The sequence below is a fragment of the Mesorhizobium sp. B264B1B genome (assembly GCF_020165765.1).
Lineage (GTDB): Bacteria > Pseudomonadota > Alphaproteobacteria > Rhizobiales > Rhizobiaceae > Mesorhizobium.
Map to the genome: position 1 here is coordinate 62,295 of NZ_JAIUIS010000016.1, position 17,400 is coordinate 79,694.

Here is a 17,400-nt window from a genome sequence, read left to right on the forward strand (position 1 = left end):
GAGAGTTCAATGAATATTCCTTCCACCTTGAAGAAGACGGGACGCGCCGCCCTTTTTGGCTCGCTCGCTCTCGCAGCGTTGGGCAGCGTCGCCGCCCTCGCGCAGGAAGCGGCTCCGGCCGCGGCTGCCGCCGCCCCGGCCGCTCCCACCCCGGTGCTCGACACCGGCAACACCGCCTGGATGCTGACTTCGACGGCGCTGGTGCTGATGATGACCATCCCCGGCCTGGCACTGTTCTACGGCGGCATGGTGCGCAAGAAGAACGTGCTTGCCACCGTCATGCAGAGCTTCGCCATCACCTGCCTGGTGACGGTGCTGTGGTTCATGTTCGGCTATTCGCTGGCCTTTTCCGACGGCGGCGGCATGAATGCCTATCTCGGGGGCTTCTCGAAGTTCTTCCATCACGGCATCACCACCTCGACGCTGTGGGCGCCGGGCGTGGCTAACATTCCTGAATTCGTCTTTTCGATGTTCCAGATGACCTTCGCCATCATCACCCCGGCCCTGATCGCCGGCGCCTTTGCCGAGCGCATGAAGTTCTCGGCCCTGCTGATCTTCATGGCGCTGTGGCTGCTGGTCGTCTATGCGCCGATCGCGCATTGGGTCTGGGGCGGCGGCTTCCTCGGCGCTGCCGGCGTGCTCGACTTCGCCGGCGGCACGGTCGTCCATATCAATGCCGGTGTCGCGGGTCTCGTCTGCGCCCTGGTCCTGGGCAAGCGCGAAGGCTACGGCACCACCAACATGGCGCCGCATAACCTGGTCTATTCCGTGATCGGCGCTTCGCTGCTGTGGGTCGGTTGGTTCGGCTTCAACGCCGGTTCGGAACTCGCCGCCGACGGCCTCGCCGGTGCCGCGATGCTCAACACCCAGGTTGCCACCGCGGCAGCGGCGCTGGCCTGGATGTTCGCCGAATGGATCGTCGCCAAGAAGCCCTCGGTGCTCGGCATCATCTCCGGCGCCGTCGCCGGCCTTGTCGCGGTGACGCCGGCTTCCGGCTTCGTCAACCCGACGGGCGCCTTCATCGTCGGCATCGTCGCCGGCGTCGTCTGCTACATCTCGGCGGTCAAGGTAAAGCACATGTTCGGCTATGACGACTCGCTCGATGCCTTCGGTGTCCATGGCGTCGGCGGCGTGGTCGGCGCATTGCTGACCGGCGTGCTCGCCGACCCGGCAATCAACAGCCTCTCCTCGGGCGCGTCGATCGGCAAGCAGCTCTACGGCATCGTCTTCACCATCCTGTGGACGGCAATCGCCACCTTCGTCATCCTCTACATCGTCAAGGCGCTCGTCGGCCTGCGTCCGTCGACCCAGGAGGAGGTCGAGGGTCTCGACATCAGCCAGCACGGCGAAGTGGTGCCGTAAGGCCTCTTTGCCATGGGACCGGCGGACCTCCTCCCGCCGGTCCCATCTCTTCGGTAATCACGTACGGAAAACCGCTGCACGTCTTCCGGAACTGTTTTGAAATCCCGTCGTGACGCTCCGCAAGGTGCTCACGCCTTGAGGCCCGGATCGCTCCGGGCCTCTTTTTTTGGAGCCCGTTTGGTTGGACGAGCGCAATCACGTTCGCGTGATTGAGATTTTCGAGGAAACATCGGCCGTCTTGGCATCGAACTCCCGGGCACGACCACTGTTCGGCGGTCGTTGCAAACAATAGGGAAGGAAACTATCCAATGAACGTCAAGAATATCTGTCTCGGCGCGCTCGCTCTTTCCATGGTCAGCGGCATGGCATTTGCCGGGGCTCTCGACGAACCCGACAATATGGCCCCGTTCTTCACCGATTCCAGCATGAAAACCATGAAGCCGATGGCGGAATTCAAGACCGCTTTCATGGCCATGCCAATGGAAAAGCAGGATGCGATGAAGAAGGAATGCCAGGACGCGGCGATGAGCAAGCCGCACGCCGAGTTCTGCGCCAACGTCCAGGCGCTCGGCGGAGCCAACTGAGACCGCGGCGGATCAGGCCCACCGAGCCTGGTCACCCTGCCGTTGCCGATGCAGAAATGGCGGGCCGTGAGGCTCGCCATTGTTATTTGCGGCAGGCGGCTGGGGCCCTTGCCATGGTTAATGCGGCCTTAACCTTCCCACGCATAGTCTGGCAGCCAAATCTGCCGAAGTGCGTCACGCGCTCGGGCCAGGCAATCACTGACGGGGAAGAGCATGCGTTCAGGGGCTTCAGCACCGCTCGCGCTGACCGATACGGGGCACGGCATCCAGGCATTCGCGCGACGCCAGGTCGGCCGGCTTGTCGGCGCCGGCATGTTCGCGTTCACCGCCTTCGGCGTCGCCAGCCTTGCCACCTGGAATGTCGCCGACCCGAGCTTCTCGCACGCCACAGCCAACACCGTCACCAATGCCATGGGATATGCGGGTGCGGTCTTCTCCGACATCGCCATGCAGTTCTTCGGCCTTGCCGCCGTGGCGGCGCTGGTTCCGGCCGTGATCTGGGGATATCTGCTGTTTTCGGCGCGCGGCGTCGACAGGCTGCCCAGGCGCGGTCTGTTCTGGTTCGGCTTTGCCCTGCTGGCCGCTGCGATCGCCGGCTGCGTGGTGCCGCCCAAGACCTGGCCGCTGCCGACCGGGCTCGGCGGCGTGTTCGGCGACATGGTACTGAAGATTCCGGGCGTCGTCATCGGTGGCTATCCGACCGGGCTGGTGGCCAGCGTGCTCGCCATTCTGATGGCCGGTCCGGCGCTATGGCTATTCGCCTACGGTTCGGCGCTGATCGCACGCAAGAACGGTTTCGCCGTCATGGAGGAACCGGCCGCCGCCGATCCGCGTGAGGATGAGCTGCTGTTCGACAATGACGAGGATGAAGGCGACGAAGGCATACTGGCGCTCGGCGCAATGACCCATTGGTGGCTTTCGTTCCGCGCGTGGATGCACCGCCGCGCCGTGCGCCGCAGGCAGCGGCGGGACGAATTCGAGCCGGGAATGGAACCGCGCGCCAGCGCCTGGCGGCGTGCCGCCGAACGGGTCGAATCGGCCGAGTTCGCCGAGCAGCGGATGAGCCCGGATGGCCGTGCCCGCGTCGAACCGGAATTCTTCGCCGCCATGGTCAACGACCGCAGCGTTTCCGTCGATCCGGACGATGACGTCTTCGACGATCGCTTCGACACCGGCGATGACGATGTCGATTTCGACGATGAACCCCTCGTCCAGCGTCGCGCGGCTTCCACCGCCAAGGTCCAGCCGTTCCGCTCGGATGCCGCCACGCGCGTTGAAGCGCCGGCGCCGCGCCCGGCTCCGGGTGCGCGCGTCCAGCGCGAGGCGCAGACCTCGTTGATCGGCTCGGAAAAATTCGAGATGCCGTCGCTGCATTTCCTGTCCGAACCGAAGAACGTCGCGCGCGACCCGAGCCTCTCGAAAGACGCGCTGGAACAGAACGCCCGCCTGCTCGAAGGCGTGCTGGAGGATTTCGGCGTCAAGGGCGAGATCATCCATGTCCGCCCCGGCCCCGTCGTCACGCTCTATGAGCTGGAGCCTGCGCCAGGCATCAAATCATCGCGCGTCATCGGCCTCTCCGACGACATCGCCCGCTCGATGAGCGCCATCGCCTGCCGCGTCGCCGTGGTGCCGGGCCGCAACGCCATCGGCATCGAATTGCCGAACGCCAAGCGCGAGACGGTGTATCTCAGGGAAATCATGGCCAGCCGCGATTTCGAGACCACCAAGGCCAAGCTGGCGCTGGCGCTGGGCAAGACCATCAACGGCGAGGCGGTCATCGTCGATATCGCCAAGATGCCGCACGTCTTGGTCGCCGGCACCACCGGCTCGGGCAAGTCGGTCGCCATCAACACCATGATCCTGTCGCTGCTCTACCGGCTGACGCCGCAGGAATGCCGGCTGATCATGATCGACCCCAAGATGCTGGAGCTCTCGGTCTATGACGGCATCCCGCACCTTTTGACGCCTGTCGTCACCGACCCGAAGAAGGCGGTGGTTGCGCTGAAATGGACCGTGCGGGAGATGGAAGACCGCTACCGCAAGATGTCGAAGGTCGGCGTGCGCAATATCGACGGTTTCAACGCACGCGTCCAACAGGCGGAGAAGAAGGGCGAAAAGATCTCGCGCACGGTGCAGACCGGCTTCGACCGCCAGACCGGCGAGGCGATCTACGAGACCGAGAATCTCGACCTCGAGCCGATGCCCTACATCGTCGTCATCATCGACGAAATGGCCGATCTGATGATGGTTGCCGGCAAGGACATCGAGGGTGCCGTCCAGCGCCTGGCGCAGATGGCGCGCGCCGCCGGCATCCATGTCATCATGGCGACGCAACGTCCGTCTGTCGACGTGATCACCGGTACCATCAAGGCCAACTTCCCCACCCGCATCTCCTTCCAGGTGACGTCGAAGATCGACAGCCGCACCATCTTGGGCGAGCAAGGCGCCGAGCAGCTGCTCGGCATGGGCGACATGCTCTACATGGCCGGCGGCGGCCGCATCCAGCGCGTGCACGGCCCGTTCGTCTCCGACGACGAGGTCGAGAAGATCGTCGCGCATCTGAAGCTGCAGGGCGTGCCGGAATATCTCGACGCCATCACCGAGGACGATGATGAGGACGAGGACGAGCCCTCCGGCAAGGGCGGCTCGGGCGGCGGCGGCGGCAATTTCGAGGATTCCGACGATCCTTACGACCAGGCGGTGTCCGTCGTGCTGCGCGACGGCAAGGCCTCGACCAGCTACATCCAGCGGCGTCTGGGCATCGGCTACAACCGCGCCGCTTCGATCATCGAGAAGATGGAAAAAGAAGGCATTGTCGGCCCCGCCAATCATGCCGGAAAACGCGAGATCCTGGTGCCGACCGAAGAGGACAAATTCTGATCGCGACAAATACCGGCGGCAACTTTGAACCTTCTGGCGCGTTCAAGCGGTCAAGCAGCGTTCGCGCCGTCAAACTTCAGCCCAACTGGGGGTTCAGGACAGCAACAAATCAGGATTCAAGATGAGAGTGACCGACATGAAAAACGATCTTTCCGCGCTCGGCGATCTTGCCCCGACGCGCCGTCAGCTGCTTGGCCTCGGCCTGGTGCTCGCGGGCGCTGCGGCCCTCAACGTGGTGCCCGGATTCGAGCTGCTGGCATCCGCGCAGGCGGCCGTGCCGGCGGCCGCGCAGAAGATCGCCGATCATTTTTCCTCGGTTAAGTCGATGAGCGGCGAATTCGTGCAGTTCGGCCCCAAGGGCGAACAGACCGGCGGCAAGTTCTTCCTGGAAAGACCGGGCAAGATCCGCTTCAATTATGACGGATCCTCGAATTTCCGGGTGATTTCGGACGGCAAGTCGGTGGTCATCCTCAACAAGAAACTGAACACGTCCGATCTCTATCCCTTGTCCAAGACGCCGCTGAAACTGCTGCTCGACGACCGGATCGACCTCTCCGGAAACCGCGTCAAGAGCGTCAAGGAAGAGGACGACCTCACCACCATCCAGCTCTCGGACAAGTCGGTGTTCGGCAATGCGCGGATCACCATGATGTTCGATCCGAAGACCTATGATCTGCGCCAGTGGACGATCACCGATGCGCAGGGCAAGGACACCACGGTGATGATCTTCAACACCAAGGAAGGCGTCAGCTTCGCTCCCGACACGTTTGCCATCGACTATACGGCCAATCGCGAGCTGAATACGAAGACCAGATAGCTCTCCTCGCGCTGGCGAAGCCTTTCGTGCGGTTTCGGCGGCGCGGCGCCGACCTCCGCAACTGCTGCAATGCTTGTCTTTATGGCGCGGGGCTGGCAGTAGTTCGGCGATCTTTCGCCGGACCCGCCAAATGCCCTTTTCCATCGCCACCTGGAACATAAATTCCGTTCGCCTGCGCATGCCGATCATCGAGCGCCTGCTCGATGAATACGCACCCGATGTGCTTTGCCTGCAGGAAACAAAAGTTCCCGACGAGCTGTTCCCCGAAAAGGCCTTCCGCAGGCTCGGCTACGGGCACATCGCCTTTCACGGTCAGAAGGGCTATCACGGCGTGGCGACGGTCGCGCGCCGGCCGATCGCGGTGGTCGAGAAGCGCCGCTTCTGCGACATCGACGACAGCCGGCATTTGTCGGTGACCGTGCGGGCCGGCGGCAAGACGATCCTGCTGCACAATTTCTACGTTCCGGCGGGCGGTGACGAACCGGACCCGGAAGTCAACCGCAAATTCAGGCACAAGCTCGATTTCGTCGCCGAGATGAACGCAATCCGCGCCGAACACAGCGAAGTGTCCGCCTCGGTCCTGGTCGGCGACCTCAACATCGCGCCGCTCGAACACGATGTCTGGTCGCATAAGCAACTGCTCAACGTGGTCAGCCATACACCGGTCGAGACGGAGAGTTTCGAGGCCATGCGGCTGGCCGGCGACTGGGTCGACCTGATGCGGCTCAACGTGCCATCAGAACAGAAGCTCTACACCTGGTGGAGCTACCGCGCGCAGGACTGGGAGGCATCCAACCGCGGCCGGCGGCTTGACCATGTCTGGTCGTCACCGAACCTGGTGCCTGATTTCACCGGCTACGAAATCCTGCGGGCGGCGCGTGGCTGGGAACGCCCCTCGGACCATGTTCCGGTCATCGCGCGGTTCAACCTGGACTGATCAGCCGGGCCGGCGCTTTTCCCACTCCGGCGACAATTGCGTCAAGCCGCTCGGTCGCCACGATGAAGGGCAGGTCATTTTCGGTGGCGCGAACCAGCCGGAACTCCACCTGTCTCTCCCGTTCACTCGGAAAAGCGCGGCGCCAGCTTCTCGATGCGGTGGATCATTGCCTGAAAGTCTTCCAGGATGCGCTGGTGGAGCTGTGCCGCCAAATCCGGATATTCCTCCAGGATGCGGCGGAACATCTTTCGGCTGAGCCGGATCACCTCCGAATCGACCGCGGCCGATGCACTGGTCAGCCGGTTGGTGTCGGCGATCAGCGCCAGTTCGCTCAGCATGGTGCCGGGGCCGGCCGTGCCGATAGGGATGCGTTCGCCTGTCTGCTCGCGGTAGAGCACGATCTCTCCGCTGACCACGATATAGGCCGAATCAGCCATATCGTCCTCGCGATAGAGCTTGTGGTCTGCCTGCAGCAGCATGGTCTCGGCGCCGAAGGCGAGCAGGCGCAATTGTTCCTGCGTGAAGCCCTCGAAAAGCCTCACGGCTGACAGGATGCGGATGTCGTCATCCAGCGCCATCTAGCTGTGTCCCCGAACGGTCAGTCCAATCCCTCCTCTGCGGTGCGATCCAGAATCCCGCTCCAACAGGATCGCACCCAAAAGCAGCCCCGCCCAGACCGCTTATTGGATAATAAAATGTTTAAGGAACCAGCTTGTAGCCACCGCTTTCTGTCACAAGAATTTCCGCATTGGAAGGATCGCGCTCGATCTTCTGGCGCAGGCGATACACATGGGTTTCCAGCGTGTGCGTGGTAACGCCGGAATTGTAGCCCCACACCTCCTCGAGCAGCACGTCCCGCGTCACCACCTTCTGGTCGGCGCGGTAGAGATATTTGATGATCGAGGCCTCCTTCTCCGTCAGCCGCACTTTTGCGCCGCGCGGGTCGATCAGCAGCTTCTGGCTTGGCTTGAAGGTGTAGGGGCCGACCGAGAAGGTGGCGTCCTCGCTTTGCTCGTGCTGGCGCAGCTGCGCGCGGATGCGCGCCAAAAGCACCGCGAAGCGGAACGGCTTCGTCACGTAGTCGTTGGCGCCGGCTTCGAGGCCAAGGATCGTGTCCGAATCGGTGTCGTGGCCGGTCAGCATGATGATGGGCGCCTTGTAGCCACCCTTGCGCAGGATCTTCACCGCTTCGCGGCCGTCCATGTCGGGCAGGCCGACATCCATGATCAGCAGGTCGATGAGGCCGCCACGCGCCGCGGCGACGCCTTTTGCCGCAGTGGACTCCTGCAGCACGTCGAATTCCTCATAAAGAGACAATTGCTCGACCAACGTGCCGCGCAGGTCGTCATCGTCGTCGACGATCAGGATGGTTCGTGAAGTCATGGATCAATCCGTTGTTTTGAAAAGAAAATTCAGTTGACCGCTGCCTGTTTATGCGGAAGCTGACCGGCACAACAGCCGATCACAGTGATTTGTTCCGTGGCACGATCATACAAGAAAAAACACGATCGCAATGCAGCCGGCGCAATTTTGCGAAAAGGACTGCGGGTGCTGACCGTGCGGGCAAGGCCCGGCCGTCCCAGCCAGGGGCTGCTGCAGGCGGGCAGAACGGTGTTTGCCTGCGCGCTGGGGCGTGGCGGCATCTCGGCGGGCAAGCGCGAAGGCGACGGCGCCACGCCGCTTGGCCAAATGCGGATCCTGTCGGGTTATTTCCGGGGAGACCACTTCTCCAGCGGCCGCATCACCCGGCTGGCGATGACGCCGATCGGGCCTGATCTCGGCTGGTGCGAAGTGCCCGACGACCGAAACTATAACAGGCCAGTCAAGATCCCCTACGGCGCCAGCCACGAACGCATGCGGCGCGACGACAGGCTCTATGATGCCTGCCTTGTGCTCGACTGGAATATAACGCCGCGCCGCCGCGGACGCGGCAGCGCCATCTTCTTCCACCTGGCGCGCCCGGGCTTCACGCCCACGCAAGGCTGCGTCGCGGTGACCGCACGCACGATGGCGCGCCTTTTGCCGCTGCTGTCGGACCGGACGGTGGTGAGGGTGGTAAGGTAGGGAATAGGCAGTAGGCAGTAGGGTTCTCTTTCTATTGCCTACTCCTAATTCCTATTCCCTTTCCTTACCTGCCAGCCGATGTCGAGCAGGCCCAGCCGGCCGAGTTCGCGGGCCATGGCGCGGGAGACGTCTTTGCGCGTGGCGCCGACATCGCGCAACTGGCGATCCGACAGGTCCTCGATGTCGTCCTGCGGCAGGCTTGCCGCGACCTTGGCCTGGCGGAGCCAGTCGAACGCGGCGGTCAGCCAGTTCAGCCGGCTCGCGGGAGCTCTCAAAGCTATGTGAGACATGATACGGTTCCTTCCATCCGGACATAAAATCCGGTTTGATATTGGTTCGATGGTCGCATCATGCCCGATTGAAAGATTGGAGAGAAACGAGTAGTTCTTTCCGGATTATCAAGTTTTCTTTGAGGATCAGGACGCCATGACCGCGTCTGTTCTGGGGCCGCGCTGATGGCCCGCCTGGTGCCGGGAACCCGGGCGCTGAGGACGCTGGAGGCAGCGGCCCGGCATCTCAATTTCACCCGGGCCGCCGACGAACTCGGCCTGACGCCAGCCGCCGTCAGCCACCAGATCAAGGAGATCGAAGACCAGCTCGGCATCGTCCTGTTCACGCGCTCCAGCCGCAGCATCCGGCTGACGGAGGCCGGAACGGTGCTGTTCGAGGCCTCTGCCGATGCGCTCGACCTGCTTGGCAAGGCCGTCTCGCGGGCACAGAAGATGACGCGCGGCACGACGCTGCTGAAAGTGACGCTCGACGCCCAATTCGCGACGAAATGGCTGATGCGGCGGGTCGAGGATTTTCGAAAAAAACATGAAGGCATCGAACTCAGGTTCGACATCGCCTACGGATTGCGGGATTTCGACCTTGACGATGTCGATGTCGGCATCCGCTTCGGCGCCGGCAGATATCCGGGACTTTGCGCGCATCGGCTGTTCGACAACGTCATCATCCCGGTATGCAGCCCGAGCCTGCTGGCGTCAGGTCCGCCGCTGCGCGAACCGCGCGATCTCTTCCATCACACGCTTGCCCATATCGAATGGGCGCGTCAGGGCGTGACCTGGCCGAACTGGCGCATGTGGATGGCGGCAGCCGGCGTCGACGATTTCGACGACAGCCGCACCATCGTTTTCGGCACCTCGGCCGACGCGGTCCAGGCGGCGATGGAGGGCAGCGCCGTGGCGCTCGCCGATTTCGCCATGGTGGCCAACGACCTTTCCGAAGGTAGGTTGGTGCGGCCTTTCGAACTCGGCATCAAGGTCGCGCCGGAATTCGCCTATTTCCTGGTCTATCCCAAGGAACTGGTGAACGATCCGCGCATCGTTGCCTTTCGCACGTGGATTCTGGAGGAAATGGCAAAATCCCAAACCGCGGACCGGGTGTAGCGGAGGCCTTCAACTCGCTGCGGCGCCGAACCAGCCGACCACGGCGCCGACGATCAACAGCACGCCAAGCCAGTGGCCGCCGTCGATGACGGTCAGGTCCCAGCCGAAATTCTCGTAGCGATGATTGACCGACAGCGTGGTTGCGACGAAGCCGAGCCAAAGCACGAAACCGAAGACCAGTCCCGCCAGCAATGTCGGCTCGCCGCCAGTCACCGCGCCGACGACCAGGGCCAGCACAAGCGCCATGACCAACTCGGCGATGAAAGAGATGAGAAACGGCAGCAACGATTTCTTCATGGTCGCCGGATCGAGTTTTGCAGCCTTCAGCCATGGCTTACTCAAACCGGTGTACCAGCCGGCGCCGAACAGCCACGCCAGGATTGCGGCGACGATCACCGCCAGCCAGTTAACCGCTGAAAAATCCATGATATTCCCCTCTGATACGGAGCTCATGGAAACGCCTGTTCAGTGGCGGCGTCAAGCCGGGCGCTCGGTGCTCCACCGCCAGACGGTGGTGCGTTTTATTTCGGCATCCTCGAGCGCCCGCGTCACCGGCACCTGGTAGACGCCAAGCGGTTCCAGCCCCGACCGCGGCAGATAGGAGCGGCCGGGATCGCCGATCAGGATATCGGCGCCGCGCCGCTTCAGAGCCGCGAACCAGGGCGTCAGCCGGTCTGCGAACGGCTTGTCGTAGAAGACATCGCCGGCAAGAACCACGTCCCAGTCCGCATCCGTTCCGACGCAGTCATCCTGGACGAATTCGACGGCGACGCCATTGGCTTGCGCATTGAGGCGGACCGCCGTGGCGCAGAACGGGTCGATGTCGGCGGCGGTCACCCCTGCCGCGCCGGCTTTTGCTGCGGCGATGGCGACGAGACCGGAGCCGGAGGCGAAGTCGAGCACGCGCTTGCCCCGCACCATGGCCGGGTTGTCGATGATATGGCGGGCAAGCCCCTGGCCGCCGGCCCAGGCAAAGGCCCAGAAAGGCGGCGGCAGCCCGATCTCGACCAGCTCGTCCTCCGTCCGCTGCCACAGATCATGCGCCTCGTCGGCAAGATACAGCGCAATCTCGGGCACATGCGGCGGCGCCATCAGCGCCGTATTGTCGAGGATGAAGCGTTCGGCGCTATGGCTCGTGAGAACCGTCACGGAGCCGGCGTCAGGCCACCCATGCGGCAGACTTCCTTCCATTCGGCCGGCGTCACCGGCTGCACGGAAAGCCGTCCGAGCCGCACCAGCGCCATGTCGGCGAGCTTGGGATTGGCCTTGACCTGCTCCAGCGTCGGCGGGTTCGGCACATCCTTGAAGGCGCGGATGTCGACGCATTCCCAGCGCGGATCGTCCGATGTGGTGTCGGGATGAGCCAGTGCGCACACTTCGGCGATGCCGACCACGTTCAGCCCCTCGTTGGAGTGGTAGAAGAAGCCGAGATCACCGATCTGCATGGCCTTCATGTTGTTGCGCGCCGCATAGTTGCGCACGCCGTCCCATTGCGTGCCTGCCTTGCCCTTGGCCTTCAACGCCTCGAACGAGAAGACCGAGGGTTCGGATTTGAACAGCCAGTAGTTCATTCGTATTGCTCCTCCAGCCTTGTGCCGATTAATTAGCCGCCGGCTTGTTGAAGGTCCAGTTCCACTGGCGGATCTCGACGCTTTCGAACAGTCCCGCCTTGGCATAGGGATCGGCTGCCGACAGCGCCTGCGCGCCTGCCATGTCAGGCGCTTCGACGACGACGAGGCTGCCGTTGGACTTGCCGTCGGCGTCGAGGAACGGACCGGCGAAGGCCAGCTTCTTGTCGCTGTTCAGCCCTTCGAGAAAAGCGAGGTGCTCCGGCCGCGTATCGATGCGCACTTGCATGCTTCCGGGCTTGTCCTTGCAAATCAACGCGAACAACATGTCTCTGTCTCCTGATGCTGGAATCAATCGTCGGTTTCGGTCTTCAGCGGCCGGGTCATCAAGGCCGCCACAGCCTGCCGGATGGTGATGGTGCCGTCCAGTATGGCGGCGACTGCGGCGATGATAGGCGCGTCGATGCCGCGCTCGGTGGCGATGCGGGCGGCGATCGCCGCCGTCGGCACGCCTTCCGCCAGCGGCAGCCCGCCAAGCGGCTTGCCCTGGCCGAGCGCCAGTCCGTAGGCAAAGTTGCGCGATTGCGTGGACGAGCAGGTGAGCAGCAGGTCGCCAAGGCCGGAAAGCCCCATCAACGTCTCGGGCCTGGCGCCGAAGGCGGCACCGATGCGGCGCAGTTCGACGAAGCCGCGCGTCACCATGGCGGCCTGGGCACTGGCGCCGAGCCCGGCGCCGGTGACGGCACCCGCGGCGATGGCGAAGACGTTCTTCAAGGCGCCGCCGATCTCGACGCCGATCAAATCATCATTCGAATAGCAGCGCAGATTTTCCGCCGAGAAGCGCGCGGCAAGCTTGGCCGCCAGCGCCTCGTCCCGGGCGGCAACCACTACCGCCGTGGGCAAGCCCCGGGCAACGTCCGTGGCGAAGCTCGGACCGGACAGAGCGGCGACCGGATTCGCAGGCAGGATTTCCCCGACGATCGCCGACAGCAAAGCGCCGGTGTCGCGCTCGATGCCCTTGGCGCATAGCACCAGTGGGACGCCGGCCGGCATATGGCCGTTGGCGTGAGCAAGCATGGCCCGCAACGATTGCGCCGGCGTCACCGCCAGCACGCAATCGGCACCGTCGAGCGCGGCTTGGATGTTGCTCGTCGCCACGATGCCGGCCTGGAGCGCGATGCCAGGCAGATAGCGTCGATTTTCGCCGTGGTCGATTGCGGCGACGGTCTCCGGGTCGCGCGCATAAAGGCGGACGAAATGGCCGGCGCGCAGCATGGCCAGCGCCAAAGCGGTACCCCAGGCCCCGCCACCGAGCACGGCAACGCGCCAGCCGGTTGGCGCGATCTCGATGCCGCTCATGCCTTCTTCGCTCATGCCCTCCTTGCTCATGCTTTGGCCCCGCGCCGGCCCGAACCGATCATCGGCGCGGAGATGCTGTCCAGCGGCCAGCGCGAGCGCGGCACGAAATCGAAGCCGTTTTCTTGCGCCAGGCCTTCGCGCATCCGCTCGATGCCGGCCCAGGCGATCATTGCCGCATTGTCTGTGCAAAGTTTCAGCGGTGGCGCGACGAAGGCGAAGCGCGCCTCGGCGCACAGCCGTTCCAGCGTCGCCTTGATCGTATGGTTGGCGGCGACGCCGCCGGCGACGACCAGCGCCGGCGCGGCCGTGTCGGGGAATTCCCGGCGGAACCGGGCGAGCGCGCGCGAGACACGGTCGCCCAGCGCGTCGGCCACCGCCGCCTGGAAGGACGCGCAGATGTCGGCGACGTCCCGGTCGCTCAAGGGCTCGATCGCGCTCGCCGCCTGGCGCACAGCGGTCTTCAAGCCGGAGAACGAAAAATCGGGCTGCGCCGATCCCTTCATCGGACGCGGGAAGGCAAAACGACCCGCATCGCCCGATGCCGCCGCCTTCTCGACATTGGGACCGCCGGGATAGGGTAGGCCAAGCATCTTGGCCGTCTTGTCGAATGCTTCGCCGAGCGCGTCGTCGATGGTCGTCGCCCAGCGTTGGTAGTCGCCGACACCGCGCACGGCCAGGATCTGTGTGTGGCCGCCGGAGACCAGCAGCAGGAGATAGGGAAAGTCGAGCCCATCGGTCAGCCGCGCCGTCAAGGCATGGCCTTCGAGATGGTTGACGGCGATCAGCGGCTTGCCGGTTGCGGCCGCGATCGCCTTGGCCGTCATCAGCCCGACGATGAGGCCCCCGACGAGGCCCGGACCTGCGGTCGCGGCGATGGCGTCGATGTCGGCCAGCGCCACGCCCGAATCGGCAAGGGCTGCCTCGACAATGCCGTCCAGGGCCTCGACATGGGCGCGCGCGGCGATCTCCGGCACAACCCCGCCGAAGGCGGCATGCTCCTCGATCTGCGACAGCACGATATTGGACAGGATTTTGGGCGCGGCATCGCCCTCCAACGCCACGACGCTGGCGGCGGTCTCGTCACAACTCGTTTCAATGCCCAGAACGCGGATCAATTGGTCGCTGTCCCCAAGGATTGTGTATCGGGGCATTCCCCGGTAGGAGACGCCCGGAAAAGGCGACTTCGCTTGCCGGGGGGTTATCACGGACCGCGCGCCATGCAAACAATCTTGAAGATCGGAACACGCGGCAGCCCGCTGGCGCTGGCGCAGGCGCAGGAAACCCAGGCGCGGCTTATGGCGGCGCATGGTTTGCCGCAAGAAGCGTTCGAAATCGTCGTCATCTCGACCACCGGCGACCGCATCCAGGACCGGCCGCTGTCGGAAGCTGGCGGCAAGGGCCTCTTCACCAAGGAGATCGAGGAGGCGCTGCTCGCCCGCGCGATCGACATTGCCGTGCATTCCTCGAAGGACATGCCGACGCAGTTGCCCGATGGGCTGGAGCTGTCTGCTTTCCTGCCGCGCGAGGACGCGCGCGATGCTTTCGTCGGCAAGGCGGCTAAGACGATTGCAGACCTGCCGCGTGGCGCCAAAGTCGGCTCGTCGTCGCTCAGGCGGCAGGCGCTGATCCGCCGCATGCGGCCGGATCTCGACGTGGTGATGTTTCGTGGCAATGTGCAGACGCGGCTGCGCAAGCTCAATGAAGGCGTTGCCGCCGGCACCATCCTCGCCCATGCCGGGCTGAAGCGGCTCGGGCTCGGCCACGTGGTCACCGATCTGATCCCGCTCGACATCTTTCCGCCGGCGCCGGGCCAAGGCGCGATCGGCATCGAAACCCGCATAGGCGATGGCGACGTCGAACAGATGCTGGCGGCCATCCACGACCTGCCGACCGGACAGGCGCTGGCTTGCGAGCGCGCTTTCCTGGCGGCCCTCGACGGCTCCTGCCGCACGCCGATTGCCGGTCATGCCGTGATAGACGGCGCGGACCTTTCTTTCGCGGGATTGATCATCTCGCCTGATGGCACGCAGTCGCACATGGTCGAGATGAAAGGCCTGGCGCTGGATGCCGCCCGCATCGGTGAAGAGGCGGCAAGGACGGTGCGGGCCAGGGCCGGCGAGACATTCTTCGACGGCTGGGCCTGACGGTGCAGCGCGTTCTGGTGACGCGGCCTCAACCGGGCGCCTCCCGCACCGCGCGAATGCTCAAGGACATGGGGTTTCTACCGCTGCTTTTGCCGCTGACCGAGACGGTGGCCTTGCCGATCGATACGGACCTCGTCATCGGCAATGCCGTGGCCGTTGCGGTGACCAGCGCCAATGGCGTGCGCTTTGCGCCTAAGGAGGTCGTCGCCCGGCTTTCGGACTTGCCTTGCCATGCCGTCGGCAAGAGGACCGCGCAAGCCGCGCGTGAAGCAGGATTTTTGTCCGTCAGCGAAGGTCCCGGCAATGCCGAAGGTCTTGCTGGCAGTCTTGCCGGCGAATTCCAGGGCAAGACCATTGTCTATCTCTGCGGACGCGTGCGCTTCCCGGCATTCGAGCAGCGGCTGCAAGCTGCCGATGTCGGGGTCCGCCCCGTCGAGACATACGACACGCTCGCCGTGACCTATTCGGACGAGGCCGTGCTTGCCCGTCTGTCGGGGCAAACCGCGGATGCGGTGCTGCTCTACTCCGCCAGGGCGGCTGCTGCGCTGCAGGCCTTGGTCAGGCGGCCTGCGCTGCATGAAGCCTTTGACAAGACGCGGGTTTTTGCCCTGTCGCATCGCATCGCCGCCGTCCTTGGCGACGTCGCTGGCGACCGCATCCACATAGCCGCGCGGCCCGACGAGGGTGCGCTGCTTTCGCTTTTGCGGCCCGGGTCCTGAGCCGCGTCATCACACCGCCCCTTTTCACCGCTTGGTGATGTGCTAGACCCTCTTTGAACCATCCCCAAGCGAATTTGCGGAGCCCAAGCATGGTCAAGACGCCGAAGATGCGACATTCGAAAAGCCGCCGCGAGCCGGTGACCATCGAACTTGAGCCCGGCGCCGTTTCCCGCATCGCCGACGAGAATGCCGCCAGGGCCGGGGCGCAAACCGACGAGGCCAAGGCGGAGGAAGCCGCGAACGCCTCGCGGCCGGAGGCGCCCGAAGAGCCTGTGCACGCCGACCAGACCGATCTAGAACCCTGGGAGCACGCCGAGGCGACAGCGCCCCGATCGGAACGATCCGCGGAAAGCGCCGCCAAGGCGGACGAACCGGCGGCAGCCTACCCCGGTTCCCGGGACGACGCCGCTGGCAAGGCCGGCGCCTTCGACTACAGTTTCGAGGACACATCGGCGAAGCGCGCCGAACCTGAACCGGCCGGGCCAGTAACCGGCGCCTCGGCGGGGAACGGGAAAACCGCATCCGCACCGCCACCGCCGAAGCGGGTCAACGGCATCGCGGCCGGCATCATCGGCGGTGTCATCGCACTGGTCGGCGCCGGCGGATTGCAGTTCGCCGGCCTGCTCGGCGCGCCGGGGTCCGCTCCCAGCGTCTCGCTCGAAGGCGTCAACGGCGAAATCGCCGCGCTCAGAGCCGAGATCGCGGATCTGAGGCAAGCCGGCGACGGCGGTGCGTCGGCCAAGGTCGACGGGTTGTCCGCGGCGTTGGATCAGGTCAGGACGGATGTCGCAGCGCTCAAATCGGCGGTCGAGCAAGGCGGAGCGGGCGACAATGCCGGGCTGGCCGCGCTTGGCGACAAGGTCAGGCAGATCGAGACGGCGGTTACGGCGCTCGGCAAGGCCGGCAACTCGGCCCCAGTCGATCTCGGTCCGCTCAATGAAAGGCTGGCTGGCCTCGATGCGCTGGTGAAATCGGCCGGCGAGGCGGCGGCGAAGCAGGACAGTCGGCTCACCGCGCTGGAGCAGTCGGTGTCGCAGCTTTCTGGGAAAGTCGAGGCGCAGGCCGGACAGCCGAAGGTCGCGCTCGCCATCGCCGCTTCGGCACTGAAGGCGGCGCTCGACCGTGGCGCGCCGTTTGGTGCCGAACTCGAGACCTTCGCCGCGATCGCGCCGGACGCGCCGCAGCTTGCGGCTCTGCGCGCCTACGCCCAAAAGGGCGTCCAGACCCGCACCGAGATCGCATCGCAGATGGATGCCGCCGCCAACGCCATGGTCGCGGCGGCCACGCCGGTCGACGAAAATGCCGGGCTGCTGCAGAACCTTCTGTCGAGCGCCGAATCGCTGGTCAAGGTCCGGCCGATCGGCGCTGTCCAGGGCGCCGGCGCGCCGGAAACCATTGCGCGCATGGAGGTGGCGGTCAATCAGGGCGACTATGCCAAGGCGCTCACAGAATATGAGACGCTGCCCGCGCCTGCAAAGGCGGCCGGCGCCGATTTTGCCGGCAAGCTGAAGGCACGCATCGAGGTCGAGACGCTGATCGATGCGCTGATATCAGGCGCGATGAAGGCGTGAGGAACTG

19 protein-coding genes are annotated in these 17,400 nt (G+C 64.6%); 10 read left to right on the forward strand and 9 right to left on the reverse strand.

Annotated features, from left to right (window positions below):
- The first annotated feature begins 9 nt into the window (after positions 1-9).
- The 5 genes from LB547_RS26440 (at position 10) to LB547_RS26460 (ending at position 6,580) form a co-directional block, all read left to right on the forward strand.
- Positions 10-1,362 carry an ammonium transporter gene (locus LB547_RS26440; protein ID WP_140492683.1) on the forward strand — a complete coding sequence of 451 codons (1,353 nt, stop codon included), beginning with the start codon at positions 10-12 and terminating at the stop codon, positions 1,360-1,362.
- A 308-nt stretch (positions 1,363-1,670) separates the two neighbouring features.
- A complete protein-coding gene (locus tag LB547_RS26445; RefSeq protein ID WP_140513949.1) occupies positions 1,671-1,946 on the forward strand; it encodes a hypothetical protein in 276 nt (91 codons plus the stop codon).
- 213 nt (positions 1,947-2,159) lie between these two features.
- Positions 2,160-4,826: a DNA translocase FtsK gene (locus LB547_RS26450; RefSeq protein ID WP_140759176.1), complete on the forward strand. Its 2,667-nt coding sequence runs from the start codon at positions 2,160-2,162 to the stop codon at positions 4,824-4,826.
- Between the two features lie 136 nt (positions 4,827-4,962).
- Positions 4,963-5,643 (forward strand): outer membrane lipoprotein carrier protein LolA, encoded by a 681-nt coding sequence (locus LB547_RS26455; RefSeq protein WP_140513951.1) that lies wholly within the window; start codon positions 4,963-4,965, stop codon positions 5,641-5,643.
- A 130-nt stretch (positions 5,644-5,773) separates the two neighbouring features.
- Positions 5,774-6,580 (forward strand): exodeoxyribonuclease III, encoded by an 807-nt coding sequence (locus LB547_RS26460; RefSeq protein WP_140492674.1) that lies wholly within the window; start codon positions 5,774-5,776, stop codon positions 6,578-6,580.
- A gap of 122 nt (positions 6,581-6,702) precedes the next feature.
- Here the strand turns inward: LB547_RS26460 and LB547_RS26465 are convergent, their stop codons facing one another.
- Positions 6,703-7,158 carry a cyclic nucleotide-binding domain-containing protein gene (locus tag LB547_RS26465; RefSeq protein WP_140492671.1) on the reverse strand — a complete coding sequence of 152 codons (456 nt, stop codon included), beginning with the start codon at positions 7,156-7,158 and terminating at the stop codon, positions 6,703-6,705.
- A 121-nt stretch (positions 7,159-7,279) separates the two neighbouring features.
- The gene (locus LB547_RS26470) at positions 7,280-7,963 is read right to left on the reverse strand and encodes a response regulator transcription factor (protein ID WP_091576052.1); all 684 of its coding nucleotides are present in this window, start codon (positions 7,961-7,963) and stop codon (positions 7,280-7,282) included.
- 144 nt (positions 7,964-8,107) lie between these two features.
- Here LB547_RS26470 and LB547_RS26475 point away from each other — a divergent pair, with 144 nt between their 5' ends.
- Positions 8,108-8,644, forward strand: coding sequence for a L,D-transpeptidase family protein (locus LB547_RS26475; RefSeq protein ID WP_181165209.1), 537 nt, complete (start codon positions 8,108-8,110; stop codon positions 8,642-8,644).
- A 44-nt stretch (positions 8,645-8,688) separates the two neighbouring features.
- Here the strand turns inward: LB547_RS26475 and LB547_RS26480 are convergent, their stop codons facing one another.
- Positions 8,689-8,934, reverse strand: coding sequence for a hypothetical protein (locus LB547_RS26480; RefSeq protein ID WP_140524660.1), 246 nt, complete (start codon positions 8,932-8,934; stop codon positions 8,689-8,691).
- 165 nt (positions 8,935-9,099) lie between these two features.
- Between LB547_RS26480 and gcvA the strand changes: the two genes are divergently transcribed.
- Positions 9,100-10,032: a transcriptional regulator GcvA gene (gcvA, locus tag LB547_RS26485; protein WP_140492662.1), complete on the forward strand. Its 933-nt coding sequence runs from the start codon at positions 9,100-9,102 to the stop codon at positions 10,030-10,032.
- Between the two features lie 9 nt (positions 10,033-10,041).
- On the opposite strand, the gene LB547_RS26490 is transcribed toward gcvA, so the two are convergent.
- From LB547_RS26490 to tsaD, 6 genes are read right to left on the reverse strand one after another with little or no spacing between them, the layout of a single operon-like run.
- Positions 10,042-10,458, reverse strand: a complete 417-nt coding sequence (locus LB547_RS26490) for a DUF1761 domain-containing protein (protein WP_140524659.1) — start codon at positions 10,456-10,458, stop codon at positions 10,042-10,044.
- Positions 10,459-10,509: 51 nt separating this feature from the next.
- Positions 10,510-11,223 (reverse strand): class I SAM-dependent methyltransferase, encoded by a 714-nt coding sequence (locus LB547_RS26495; RefSeq protein WP_411908942.1) that lies wholly within the window; start codon positions 11,221-11,223, stop codon positions 10,510-10,512.
- Positions 11,178-11,603: an EVE domain-containing protein gene (locus LB547_RS26500; RefSeq protein WP_140492656.1), complete on the reverse strand. Its 426-nt coding sequence runs from the start codon at positions 11,601-11,603 to the stop codon at positions 11,178-11,180. The genes LB547_RS26495 and LB547_RS26500 overlap by 46 nt, the downstream gene beginning before the upstream one ends.
- A gap of 28 nt (positions 11,604-11,631) precedes the next feature.
- On the reverse strand, positions 11,632-11,928 hold the full coding sequence (locus LB547_RS26505) for a YciI-like protein (RefSeq protein WP_140513955.1): 297 nt from the start codon (positions 11,926-11,928) through the stop codon (positions 11,632-11,634).
- Positions 11,929-11,951: 23 nt separating this feature from the next.
- Complete coding sequence (locus LB547_RS26510; RefSeq protein ID WP_224655808.1) at positions 11,952-12,989, reverse strand: NAD(P)H-dependent glycerol-3-phosphate dehydrogenase; 1,038 nt, start codon at positions 12,987-12,989, stop codon at positions 11,952-11,954.
- Positions 12,986-14,071, reverse strand: coding sequence for a tRNA (adenosine(37)-N6)-threonylcarbamoyltransferase complex transferase subunit TsaD (tsaD, locus tag LB547_RS26515; protein WP_181167281.1), 1,086 nt, complete (start codon positions 14,069-14,071; stop codon positions 12,986-12,988). The genes LB547_RS26510 and tsaD overlap by 4 nt, the downstream gene beginning before the upstream one ends.
- Before the next feature lie 105 nt (positions 14,072-14,176).
- Here tsaD and hemC point away from each other — a divergent pair, with 105 nt between their 5' ends.
- The 3 genes from hemC to LB547_RS26530 all read left to right on the forward strand — a co-directional run bounded on the left by hemC (position 14,177) and on the right by LB547_RS26530 (position 17,393).
- Entirely contained in the window at positions 14,177-15,103 is a 927-nt protein-coding gene (gene hemC, locus LB547_RS26520; RefSeq protein ID WP_140513958.1) for a hydroxymethylbilane synthase, read from the forward strand.
- 2 nt (positions 15,104-15,105) lie between these two features.
- Positions 15,106-15,822: a uroporphyrinogen-III synthase gene (locus LB547_RS26525; RefSeq protein ID WP_140513959.1), complete on the forward strand. Its 717-nt coding sequence runs from the start codon at positions 15,106-15,108 to the stop codon at positions 15,820-15,822.
- Positions 15,823-15,911: 89 nt separating this feature from the next.
- Positions 15,912-17,393: a COG4223 family protein gene (locus tag LB547_RS26530; protein WP_140513960.1), complete on the forward strand. Its 1,482-nt coding sequence runs from the start codon at positions 15,912-15,914 to the stop codon at positions 17,391-17,393.
- Positions 17,394-17,400 lie beyond the last annotated feature (7 nt).

Coding starts and splice junctions, on each gene's coding strand:
- LB547_RS26450 (WP_140759176.1), top strand. CDS start 2,160: ATGCGTTCAGGGGCTTCAGCACCGCTCGCGCTGACCGATACGGGGCAC.
- LB547_RS26510 (WP_224655808.1), bottom strand. CDS start 12,989: ATGAGCAAGGAGGGCATGAGCGAAGAAGGCATGAGCGGCATCGAGATC.
- LB547_RS26490 (WP_140524659.1), bottom strand. CDS start 10,458: ATGGATTTTTCAGCGGTTAACTGGCTGGCGGTGATCGTCGCCGCAATC.
- LB547_RS26500 (WP_140492656.1), bottom strand. CDS start 11,603: ATGAACTACTGGCTGTTCAAATCCGAACCCTCGGTCTTCTCGTTCGAG.
- LB547_RS26460 (WP_140492674.1), top strand. CDS start 5,774: ATGCCCTTTTCCATCGCCACCTGGAACATAAATTCCGTTCGCCTGCGC.
- LB547_RS26465 (WP_140492671.1), bottom strand. CDS start 7,158: ATGGCGCTGGATGACGACATCCGCATCCTGTCAGCCGTGAGGCTTTTC.
- LB547_RS26495 (WP_411908942.1), bottom strand. CDS start 11,223: ATGGAAGGAAGTCTGCCGCATGGGTGGCCTGACGCCGGCTCCGTGACG.
- hemC (WP_140513958.1), top strand. CDS start 14,177: ATGCAAACAATCTTGAAGATCGGAACACGCGGCAGCCCGCTGGCGCTG.
- LB547_RS26530 (WP_140513960.1), top strand. CDS start 15,912: ATGGTCAAGACGCCGAAGATGCGACATTCGAAAAGCCGCCGCGAGCCG.
- gcvA (WP_140492662.1), top strand. CDS start 9,100: ATGGCCCGCCTGGTGCCGGGAACCCGGGCGCTGAGGACGCTGGAGGCA.
- LB547_RS26440 (WP_140492683.1), top strand. CDS start 10: ATGAATATTCCTTCCACCTTGAAGAAGACGGGACGCGCCGCCCTTTTT.
- LB547_RS26505 (WP_140513955.1), bottom strand. CDS start 11,928: ATGTTGTTCGCGTTGATTTGCAAGGACAAGCCCGGAAGCATGCAAGTG.
- LB547_RS26445 (WP_140513949.1), top strand. CDS start 1,671: ATGAACGTCAAGAATATCTGTCTCGGCGCGCTCGCTCTTTCCATGGTC.
- LB547_RS26480 (WP_140524660.1), bottom strand. CDS start 8,934: ATGTCTCACATAGCTTTGAGAGCTCCCGCGAGCCGGCTGAACTGGCTG.
- LB547_RS26470 (WP_091576052.1), bottom strand. CDS start 7,963: ATGACTTCACGAACCATCCTGATCGTCGACGACGATGACGACCTGCGC.
- LB547_RS26455 (WP_140513951.1), top strand. CDS start 4,963: ATGAAAAACGATCTTTCCGCGCTCGGCGATCTTGCCCCGACGCGCCGT.